This is a genomic window from Hydromonas duriensis, assembly GCF_004363775.1.
GTDB lineage: Bacteria > Pseudomonadota > Gammaproteobacteria > Burkholderiales > Burkholderiaceae > Hydromonas > Hydromonas duriensis.
The window spans coordinates 1-10,012 of the sequence record NZ_SNZE01000039.1; the positions used below are offsets into that span (position 1 = coordinate 1).

Annotated in this window: 15 protein-coding genes; 9 read left to right on the forward strand and 6 right to left on the reverse strand. The window is 43.2% G+C overall.

The window, feature by feature from the left end; genetic code table 11:
- Nucleotides 1-24: 24 nt before the first annotated feature.
- The 4 genes from DFR44_RS10730 to DFR44_RS10745 form a co-directional block, all read right to left on the reverse strand.
- Nucleotides 25-330 (reverse strand): transposase, encoded by a 306-nt coding sequence (locus DFR44_RS10730; protein ID WP_133620012.1) that lies wholly within the window; start codon nt 328-330, stop codon nt 25-27.
- A gap of 446 nt (nt 331-776) precedes the next feature.
- Nucleotides 777-1,289 (reverse strand): hypothetical protein, encoded by a 513-nt coding sequence (locus DFR44_RS10735; protein WP_133621566.1) that lies wholly within the window; start codon nt 1,287-1,289, stop codon nt 777-779.
- Nucleotides 1,290-1,564: 275 nt separating this feature from the next.
- Nucleotides 1,565-2,032 carry a thermonuclease family protein gene (locus DFR44_RS10740; protein ID WP_246012108.1) on the reverse strand — a complete coding sequence of 156 codons (468 nt, stop codon included), beginning with the start codon at nt 2,030-2,032 and terminating at the stop codon, nt 1,565-1,567.
- On the reverse strand, nt 2,029-2,691 hold the full coding sequence (locus DFR44_RS10745; protein ID WP_133621567.1) for a TrbC family F-type conjugative pilus assembly protein: 663 nt from the start codon (nt 2,689-2,691) through the stop codon (nt 2,029-2,031). The genes DFR44_RS10740 and DFR44_RS10745 overlap by 4 nt, the downstream gene beginning before the upstream one ends.
- 105 nt (nt 2,692-2,796) lie before the next feature.
- Here DFR44_RS10745 and DFR44_RS10750 point away from each other — a divergent pair, with 105 nt between their 5' ends.
- Complete coding sequence (locus DFR44_RS10750; RefSeq protein WP_133621568.1) at nt 2,797-3,069, forward strand: hypothetical protein; 273 nt, start codon at nt 2,797-2,799, stop codon at nt 3,067-3,069.
- Here the strand turns inward: DFR44_RS10750 and DFR44_RS10755 are convergent, their stop codons facing one another.
- Nucleotides 3,070-3,672, reverse strand: a complete 603-nt coding sequence (locus tag DFR44_RS10755; RefSeq protein ID WP_133621569.1) for a hypothetical protein — start codon at nt 3,670-3,672, stop codon at nt 3,070-3,072.
- A gap of 112 nt (nt 3,673-3,784) precedes the next feature.
- Between DFR44_RS10755 and DFR44_RS10760 the strand changes: the two genes are divergently transcribed.
- A complete protein-coding gene (locus DFR44_RS10760; RefSeq protein WP_133621570.1) occupies nt 3,785-4,366 on the forward strand; it encodes a hypothetical protein in 582 nt (193 codons plus the stop codon).
- A 1-nt stretch (nt 4,367) separates the two neighbouring features.
- On the opposite strand, the gene DFR44_RS10765 is transcribed toward DFR44_RS10760, so the two are convergent.
- The gene (locus tag DFR44_RS10765) at nt 4,368-5,129 is read right to left on the reverse strand and encodes a SprT-like domain-containing protein (RefSeq protein ID WP_133621571.1); all 762 of its coding nucleotides are present in this window, start codon (nt 5,127-5,129) and stop codon (nt 4,368-4,370) included.
- A gap of 137 nt (nt 5,130-5,266) precedes the next feature.
- Here DFR44_RS10765 and DFR44_RS10770 point away from each other — a divergent pair, with 137 nt between their 5' ends.
- The 7 genes from DFR44_RS10770 (at nt 5,267) to DFR44_RS10800 (ending at nt 9,956) form a co-directional block, all read left to right on the forward strand.
- Complete coding sequence (locus DFR44_RS10770) at nt 5,267-5,824, forward strand: LexA family protein (protein ID WP_133621572.1); 558 nt, start codon at nt 5,267-5,269, stop codon at nt 5,822-5,824.
- Nucleotides 5,825-5,835: 11 nt separating this feature from the next.
- Nucleotides 5,836-7,104, forward strand: coding sequence for a Y-family DNA polymerase (locus tag DFR44_RS10775; RefSeq protein ID WP_133621573.1), 1,269 nt, complete (start codon nt 5,836-5,838; stop codon nt 7,102-7,104).
- A 149-nt stretch (nt 7,105-7,253) separates the two neighbouring features.
- Nucleotides 7,254-7,526: a DUF1902 domain-containing protein gene (locus DFR44_RS10780; RefSeq protein ID WP_246012109.1), complete on the forward strand. Its 273-nt coding sequence runs from the start codon at nt 7,254-7,256 to the stop codon at nt 7,524-7,526.
- Nucleotides 7,523-7,711, forward strand: coding sequence for a type II toxin-antitoxin system HicA family toxin (locus DFR44_RS10785; RefSeq protein WP_133621575.1), 189 nt, complete (start codon nt 7,523-7,525; stop codon nt 7,709-7,711). The genes DFR44_RS10780 and DFR44_RS10785 overlap by 4 nt, the downstream gene beginning before the upstream one ends.
- A 267-nt stretch (nt 7,712-7,978) precedes the next feature.
- Nucleotides 7,979-8,485: a DUF3577 domain-containing protein gene (locus DFR44_RS10790; protein ID WP_133621576.1), complete on the forward strand. Its 507-nt coding sequence runs from the start codon at nt 7,979-7,981 to the stop codon at nt 8,483-8,485.
- Between the two features lie 692 nt (nt 8,486-9,177).
- Nucleotides 9,178-9,420, forward strand: coding sequence for a hypothetical protein (locus tag DFR44_RS10795; protein WP_133621577.1), 243 nt, complete (start codon nt 9,178-9,180; stop codon nt 9,418-9,420).
- 209 nt (nt 9,421-9,629) lie between these two features.
- Nucleotides 9,630-9,956, forward strand: a complete 327-nt coding sequence (locus tag DFR44_RS10800; protein ID WP_133621578.1) for an ArdC-like ssDNA-binding domain-containing protein — start codon at nt 9,630-9,632, stop codon at nt 9,954-9,956.
- Nucleotides 9,957-10,012: the final 56 nt, after the last annotated feature.

Genomic DNA, 10,012 nt, shown 5'->3' on the forward strand with positions numbered 1-10,012 from the left:
CGTCCTGACCAATCATTGCGTACTTTACGGTTTCAGGCTCGCAAAGTACGCGCTTGCCTTTTTTAGGAATTCAATCTCCCGCTTGCGCAAATCAAGCTCTTTATGAGCGGCTTTGAGTTGACGCTCTAATGTTTGATAGTCTTGGCGACTTGGGCTTTGGCCTTTGGTTGAGGCAGCTTTAGGATTCTTCATGGTTTCATAAATCCAGTTCGTTAATGTTCCGTAGTTTATACCCAAATCTCGAGCCACTTCCGCGTAACTCAGCTCTCCTGATAATGCTAAACTCACTGCCTCAGCTTTGAATGAGTCATCGTAACGATTGCGTTGCATTTGACACCTCTCTTTTTACGTTAAAAGGTGTCCGTCAATTCGAGGGCAGATCAGGGTGGTCAAATATGGTTGTATGTTGACACAGACAAGTCTGGTAATCAAACCGAGTTGGATAGGTTTAAGAAAAATATTGAAATTCTTAAAAAGTCTGGATTAATATTCAAAGTCAACCTCCAAGTCGATTGTCTTGAGGATGAGTTAAGTAAAGCATGTAATAGATGTATTTATACGGAATTCAATATTTTAGTTGGCAGTAGTGAATTGAAAAGTAAAATCCTGAAGTGTACAAACTTGATAACTAAATTGGATAACGCTTCGTTTGAAAAAAGTAAAATGTGGACAACAAGTCATGCAATATGTGATCAAATTTGTCAAAATGTCTAACACAATTTTGCTAAATCATTTTTTTTTGAAAGCCCTAACTAAGGTTAGTTTATAGCAAATTATTATGAAAAGTTCTTATCATCTAAAATCTCTATCATAATTGACAAAATTGAATCGGTTATTTCAATCAACAGTTCCCATGTTACAAAATCAATGCGCACTTCATTAGAAAAAGTGTAAGTCTCGTCTTTAAACTTGAAATTTCTGCTTTTGTTTTTTGAAGAATAGTAAGTCCCATCGTTATGGATTGTATTTCTAATTTCTGAAAAAAACTCAAGTACTTGAATTCCACCTTTAATTGGCGTTGTCAACTCCTCTGAGAGAAGTGTGTTAATGCAACTTCTGAAATTTTTATTATTTATGTCATGATTTTTCTCTCGTAATAAAGTTCTTATAAATGATTCAACCGAAGAGAACAGGGAAATTACATAACTGAGTTTATTCGAAGCTAAATAGCCTTCAATAAGACGTACTTTATCTTCGTCTGATAGCGCATTATTGATGGTTAATATCCACCACTTTTGAAATAGCAAATGCCTATAAACGAAAGTCAATGACAAATGTAAAGAGCTCATGCACACATTTAGGCCCCTAAGACCAGAAAGTTTGGTTTTAGAGTCGATGCTGCCATTTTTTAAATATTTCTGCTCAAGCCTTATACGATTGTCGATGCATTTTTTTCTTATAATCGAAAGTTTTTCTGTCAGCTCGTGGTAATAAATGTACGACTGTCTATCAAAATAACTTTGATTCACCATTAACTGAAAATAATGCGATTTTAATTGGTACATAAGTGTTTTAATTAGGATAAAGTAAAGGTCGCTTCTAAAAAAGCCATCCGTTTTGTAAATTATTTAACTCTGAAGTCCCAGGGCGCAATCGGATTGTTGTCTTGCCATAGCCCTTTGCGTTGCTCGCGGGCTATTTTCTGAGCACCATAGTATTGGATGTGCCCTGAGACATATCTGTCGTACACCCAAGCAAACCCGTTGTACACCATCCATTCGCCCGCGTTCTTGCCCGCGCAAAACACGTCTGCCACTGTTCGGCTGTATCGATCGGTATTGATTGGATTGACCGTGGCCATTTTCCCAAAACAAATCGACGACATGGCCTTTTTAGCCGCTTCACCGAATGCTTGCGACTTTTCAGGGGCATCGATGGCCGCTAAACGAATCGTGGTGCTCGATGTGCCATCAAATACAACAATGGTGTCACCGTCTTTAATGCCAACAACTTTGGCATCAAACGCACTCGCTTTATAGGTCAATAGCATCGAGCAAACAAACAGAGCTGAACCCAACCATTTGCGTGTCATTTCACCGCCCATTTTTTATAGCCGCCCAACATTTCAGTGGCTGTTTCCATGACTTTATAGTCACCAAACGGCCGATGAATCACGCCACCGATGACTTCAGAACAGGACTTTAGGCTTTCACCATTCGCACACGCATAGCCGCCTTTTGAGTCAACTTCGGTGTAGACAATCAGTGGCGCTTTTCTGTAAGTACGGTGTCTAAATGTCTCTGAAGGAATAGGGTTGATTTGCACCAAAGCACCCGCATCGACCAATGGCTTGGCAAAGGCAATGGTCTTTTCTACTGAATCATCAACTAAGCCACGCATCATCAGCACAGCACCGATGGTTTTAGCGGCCGTGGCCATCGACATTAGATACTCGTTATCCATATTGGACGTGATTAAGAACAGCAGCTCTGATGCTTTGCCATCATTCATATGTCGGTAGGGTCTATTGTCACCAACGGGTACTAATCCATTGGCCGTGACGTACACGGGACCCTCATTCAGCATTTTAACCATGTCCTCACTGCCTTGAACCTTTTGTTCCTGTAAGGTTTCTGACAGCAGCTTTTCATCGTATGAGTGGGTCGGCCCCATCATCACGATACCGTTGTTGACTGCGGAATTGGTGGCTTGCACCGCTACAGTTGTCAATAACCAATAACCTAAATCCATATCCACACCTCCATCATAATTCTAAATTTGAACTTGAAACTAAGCACCATTATCCCCATATTTAAGAATGTAGACCGTTCAAATTCAGCTAATAAAAGTCCTATCATGCCTCAACAATACTCATTATCCCGAATGACTCCAGCAGAGTTCGCAGCAAGCATCCAAGAACTCGCCATTAATTGTGGAATGGCCTATCTATGGGTCATTGAAGGCAAATTGCAAGCATTTGGATTTGACATCAGAAATCGCAAGGACGTTCTGCTAACACGCCACATCAGCAAGAATCGGGCATTGGAAGTAGGGCGTTACACGGTAGATGTGCCTGGCACCTACATTCTCAATGACGTGCTTTATGAGCTGGAGCAGCTCAAGCGCTAATCAATTAATATCACTCGCAGTAATCCAACGAGTAGGGCCATTGACAGGCTGGAAGTTAATCAAGCCACCGCTTTTAGTTTCTACGACGAGGCCTGTGCCGTATTTGGTTTTAATGGTGTCGCCAGGGCTTAAGTGCGTGATGTGGTTGTACCTGGCTTGAGCTGACTTGCCGTCTTTGTGCATGAACGCAATTTTGTCATGCGGCTCGGTCTGAAAGTACCATGTCATATAGGCTCGCACAGTGTCATTGTTCAAGCAGTAGGCTTCGTCTTTCATACGCACGACTTGTCCCGTGTAATGCTCACAATATGCCGTGAACGTGGTCATCGCTCGATCGGCCGCATCACGTCCTGGATACTCAAATGTGCGCTTGATTTGGTCGTCGTAGTTTAAATTGAGTGCGTTCATGCCAATCATGGCACCCAAAATACCAAAGCCTTTTTCAACGACGGACTCTTTCATCCAGTCCTTTGCAAACTCGATATACGGTTTATCAAAACTTTCTTTTGCTTGCTCGAGCTTTAATATGTCGGCGTGAGCGACGTTGCTGGCCATTGAACCCAAAAGCAGGGAAGCGATTAAAAATGGTTTGCTGAACTTCATGAAATGTATCCTCCGATCGTCTATGAATATGCGATTTGCATGGGTGTATTTTATCTACAATTTTGACACAATTGCGTTATTTAAACTCAAAATATTGATTTAAAGTATGAGTATGAAGAACCAATTTGATTTGTTTGGCCAGATGGTCATTTCAAAGTTTGAGCTGTACCTTTTAAAACGTAAATTCCCAACTATTTCCTATGATGTTTTAATAATAAGAACGATTAAGTATCGCCTAGGCGGTCAAAGACACTCAAGTCGAGAGTATGTTTCAAGAACCGCCAAATGGGAGCCATTGAAAGAAATGACTGTTCACGACATCAAAAAGTATTTGTCGTTGTGCCAGTCAAATACTGAGTATAGAAAGTTTATTGAGTCCATTCGACATGATATTAAAATTGAACGCGCAAGGGCCGAAGCACAAAAACTAAAAAGTAATCAATTCAATGAAGCTCAACTGATTCTTTTGCAATTGACCCACAGTAATCGGTTTGAGGAAAAACAGTTGAAAAAAAAGAACCCAAGTTACGAACCCGAACAAAAAATATTATCGGTTCATCAACTCGAACTCATTCTCGAAGCAGGCATTGATACTCGGCTCATTCCTTGGGAATGCGCGAGCGACAAATGTGTTGAATTGGGACAGAAGTTAGGGATTTATCGCGACCCAAGCATTCCGCCTTGGTGTCGTTAATCTAAACGGCCTCAAACATACCGTCACACTCACAACAACGCACCTGAATATTGGGCTTTGCCCAAATATTGATGTCGCAATCGCATGTGTACTTGACGCGGGTTTGCTTGTTCTCCGCTGAAGGCACACTGGATGCCTCAATCGGTTGAGGTTTTGTTTCTACCATCGAGTTGCTGTTGTCCGAAATAATCATCGTCGCAGCGTTGGGTAAACCCACCAGTTGATTCGCAAAACTGCTTTGCCCCGACATCACCGCGAGCGTCGGCGGGAAACGGTCATACCAGGACAACTTAAAGTGCTCGTCAAGCAGGCCCGCGCAGACTTTAAGGAACAAGCCGCCCTCGATGGCGTAGTCCGCCATACTGTCCCCCGTCTTTGCACCACCAGGCTGGCCAGTGGAGGAGGGCATCAAACCGATTCGCTCCATTTGGTCGGCCCATTCTTTATTGTGATACCGTCCACGTCCAGGCTTCCCAAAATGAAACTGCCACAAATGCACCATCTCGTGCACCAGCGTTTGCATGATTTCAATCAAGGGTGACACTGCAAAGTAGGATGGATTAATCGCAATCTCATCGGTCACAACCCCTGACTGATTGGCAAATCGTTTGGCCGAGAAATAGCCGCAGGTGTTTTTCTCGCGCTGAAGGGTGATGAGACAGTAGGGCAGTTGGCCACCAAACAACTTTTGGTTAAAGGTGTCATAAGCCCACTGAAGTTCATCATAGGCTTGCTTGGTCGGTGTTGTGTTGGTTGCGGTCATGTTCGTTATGGGTGCTGTTGTTAAACATATTTTGTATTGTACAATACAATTTAATAGCCTTAATCACAATAAAAGACATCATTGTTGAAATATGTTTATACTTATGAAAAATGAAACATATTTCAAAGGTGATTAAAATGTCCGAGAATAAACATGGCGGCGCACGCCAAGGGGCAGGGCGCAAAAAGGGCGAGGACACAATTGTAAAACGTGTACCCATCAAACTGGTCGACCATATCGACAAAGTGATAGCGACGTATAAAGGCAACTTGCCCGCCGATGTCATGCACGTCATGGCTAAAACACACATGCAAATACCCCTGGCCACCGAGGGCGTGCAAGCTGGCTTCCCGTCCCCAGCCGCGCCTTACCTTGACGATTATATCGACTTGAATGAGTATCTCATCAGCAATGCGGCCGCAACCATACTTGTCCGCGTCAAAGGTCAATCTATGATTAAAGTGGGCATCGATGAGGGCGATATTCTCATTGTTGACCGCTCAGTTGAGGCTTTACATACCGATATTGTGGTCGCTGAACTGGATGGGGAGTTCACTGTTAAGCGTTTGGTGCGCACGGCCACAGGCGTTGAGCTTCACCCTGAAAACGACGACTTTCCGATTCTACGCCCTGGCTATGGCAGCATCATTACCGTAGTGGGTGTGGTGATGAGCGTCATTAAAAAGTTTAAATAAAGCACAAATTTATGTTTGCTCTCATCGATGGCAATTGTTTTTATGCGTCTTGCGAGCGTGTGTATCAGCCGAATTTGCGCAACCTGCCCGTCATTGTGTTGTCGAACAATGATGGCTGCGTTGTCACACGCAGCGCAGAAGCCAAGGCGGTGGGTATTAAAATGGGCGAGCCATACTTTAAAATCCAAGACATCGTGCGTCACAACAATGTTCAGGTGTTCTCAAGCAATTATGAGCTGTACGGCGACATGTCTCGACGCATGATGAACAGCATTGCCACTTTAGTGCCGACCACCGAAGTGTATTCAATCGACGAGTGCTTCGCGGATGTGGGCGGCATGCAACGATTGGTTGATTTGAATGAGCTTGGCCATCAAATCCGCAATCGCGTGCTGCAATGGGTGGGTATTCCGACTTGCGTCGGCATCGCACCTACTAAAACCTTGGCTAAGTTTTGTAATCACTTGGCCAAACGCCATCGCTATTTCAAAGGCGTGGCCAATTGGAGTGCTTGGGATGCGGACATGCAAGCACGCGCACTGAACAGCGAGCCTGTGACCGAGGTGTGGGGCATTGGTAGGCGCATCGGCCAGTCTTTAAACGAGGTGGGCATCGAGACGGTCGGGGATTTCACACGCGCCTCGACCGCGATGCTTCGCCAAAAGTTTGGTGTCGTTGTTGAGCGAACACAACGAGAACTGCAAGGCGTGTCTTGTCTTGAAATGGAAGCGGTTAAACCCAAGCGTCAGCAAATCATTCGCAGTCGAAGCTTTGGGCAGCCAGTCTGTGATTTAACAGGACTACGATCCGCCATATCGCACCACGTTGCGGACGCGGGTCGTGAGTTGCGCGAGGAGGGCGGTGTTGCCCATACCTTGCAGGTGTTCATCCAAACCAACCGTTTTAAGCTCGAGTTGCCACAACATTACGGTTCGGAGTGTGTGCAATTGACTTCGGGGACGTGTGATACGCTTAAAATCAATCAAATGGCTCAAAAGGCATTGGAGCGCATTTATAAAGCAGGGTTTGAATACAAGAAGTGCGGTGTGATTCTGAGCGGCATTGAGTCGGCCAACCAACAGCAGCAGTTGGATTGGCTCAATCCAGGGGATTCTGAGCAACGTTTGAGGTTGATGAGTTGTGTTGACGGTTTGAATGCACGCTTTGGGCGTGATGTGTTGCAATTGGGCACGGAGCGAATGAATACAGATTGGCGTATGCGCCGCGATAAACTCAGCCCAAGGGTGACGACCCGTATCAATGAATTGATACAAGTTTAAATTTAAAAAACTTTTATTAAAAATCGATGTGACAGTGATTGCAGTTGTTGTTCAAATGCAACTTTATTTGTGGCGCATTCAAGCCAATTGGTTTGCACGGAATGCAAAAAAAATGCCTCTAAGTTAGAATGACAAAAAAGGAGAGTAAAGTGAAATATAGAATCGGCTTCATGGGCTGGAAGTTTGCAGCCTTATTGGGCGTGCCTCTTAAGTTGGTGGTACAAGTCATTCATGATGATGAGGCTGGCGTGTTTGTTGCACGTTGCCCTGATGTTAAGGGCTTAATTGCTGAAGCTGCCACATTGGACGAGTTGGCAGACGAAGTGTCAAGTAGTTTGATGGACTTATTGGAACACCAACACCAAACGCCTGTACCCCCAAGTACCGAGTACCGTTTGATTAATCAGCATGTATTTGCATGAATGGTTACTATCAGCAACTCATCAAACTGCTAAAATCCAATGGTTACATATACCTACGACAAGGCAAAGGCTCTCATGAAATGTGGGGGCGTAATAAAACCATACTCACTGTTCCTTTTAACTGTAAATCTCGTCACACCGCGAATGCAATTTTGAAGGATGCGGGCATTAAAGAGCGCGTATAAACAAAATTAACGATTACATCTCGATATTTTTGTGGAAGTCAAAAAAATATTAAGAAACACGCTTGACAAAGAATGCAAATGGTGTATTATTGTCAGTACATTTTACATGTACACGTTTTTGGCGTGTTGGCTAGTGCCTTACTCGACTAGTCCATTGTTTTAGAACAATGCTAAGGCTTATAACATACTCACCCATGCGGGATATTTCTATCCCGTTTGGGATTTGATATATCTCGCTTTTTGTTTTTAACTTAAAGGAGATTTATCATGACACAAACGACTACTACCCCATCTTACTTCGATATGACAACTCGCGTTGTTGGTTATTTTAACCGCTTGCGTGTTGTTCAAGGTAAAGGGAAGAAACAGCCTGATTACTTGGCTTTGGATTTTAGCGCGTTGAATGGCAGTTCGGATGAACCCGAATATCGCCGTTTTAATTTGACCGTTAAAGGTGCTAAAGCTAAAGAACTGGTGGAACAATTGATTAAAGAATTTGGTGACTCGAAAGACACTAAAATCTTTGGTTCAGTTGAAATTGGTGATTTTTATGCCGATTATTGGATTGCCAATAAAGGTACACCAGAAGAAGAAATCAAATCTGTATTGAAAGGTCGTTTACTTAAGGTGCACACCATTAAAGTAGACGGTCAACAATACTATGATGCTAAAACAGCAGACTCACAAGACAAAACGCCAGCAGCCTCCACTGAAGACGTTAAGCCAAGTGAAACTGATGAAACTGATTCAGCATCCCAAACAGAAGCAGCATAATACGAAACCCCATAATGTGGACATCCCTTGGATGCTCTTATATTATGGGGGTTTTGTTTAATCGCTTTCACTGTTTTGATTCGTTCAGCAAAAACGATCACCCTCCCTAGTGCGTCACTAGACTAGGGCAATGAATATTTTATATTCATTGTTGACGCTTACTACTTGACCTCGTTCATTGATGAAAAGATGAACACGCGCCATAAATGCGCTATATTGGTTTTGATGGTTGTAGATATCAAAGCACGAGACCTACTATTGGAAGCAAGCCTAGCTCGCTCACCCAGTGTGTAGGTCTCACCCCCACTTCCTGCAATCACATGAGCTTATTGTCCATCGCACAGTAATTTGATGCGAGGGCAGGGTGTAGGGTGTCTTCTTTGAACACGAGGCTTTGCCTCAAATTTTTTGCTTTTTTGGAGTATTTCAGAATACTTTCTTTGGGTACTCATTGAGTATCCAAGCCAAAGTAGTTTGTAATGAGAAACACTGTTCGATTGTCCAGTCTGACAATCATGATTTGGTGCCTCACTCGACCAAATCCAATGGGTTTTACCCATTGATGAGGCTTATAAACAGTCATTTTATGGCTGTTTTTTTACATCTGCACAACGAAAGTTGTGCTCACCCAATGGGACATTTCAACCCATTGGGGATGACATGTCCCTTTTTTTTTAATTTAGGAGCATGTCATGTCACTAGTATTACTTAACAACGCACTACGAGCTAAAAATATTCCAGTTTGGGGAATTGAATCAGGCGCAACCGATTGGGTTGTTCATGTTCAACCCCCAAAGGACGAAGAACCTTTAAAGCTCTTTGTAAACAATCGTCTCAACTTCAATTTCTACCGTACAGAAATTGAGGATGCTTTAAGGGACGGTACATTCACGTTTCGTGTAGATGCCGAATCTCGGACCTACACGATTGTGTGAGTGTGATGTAACCTGGTGAGCTAGGACATAAAGAAAGCAGGGCTTTTATTTTATGTCATAGCTCAACTTGAACCCTTAGTGCTCACCACGACTAAGGGCGTTCAGTCAATTATCTGAATGAGTGAGCTTTTTTAATTTTAAAAACCCCTGCGGGATATACCCATCCCGCAAGGGCATGGTGTGTCTCGCTTTTTTATTGGAGATTCATCATGACAAACAAACATAAAACTTCTGCTAAAGCAAATGCTGTCAAGAAAGACATTCGACAAGAAGTCACGGATCAGATTGTGGGGATGTTTGAATCAAAGCTGTCTGAAATCATGGAAATGCTTGATAGTCCAAATATTCAACCTTTTGAAAAGCCATGGGTCTGTATTGAGAACTTGATACACAAGAATGGCGCATCAAACCATTCATACCGAGGTATTAACAACTTGATTCTTGCCGCAAAATCGATGTCAATGGGTTATGTATCTAACCAGTGGATGACGTACAAGTGTTGCTGCTCGTTCAAAACTGACCATTTAAAGGCATAAATTTGCGTTCAAAATTGACCAGGTAATCCAAGTATTCTGCTTATTTTATAAGCAGG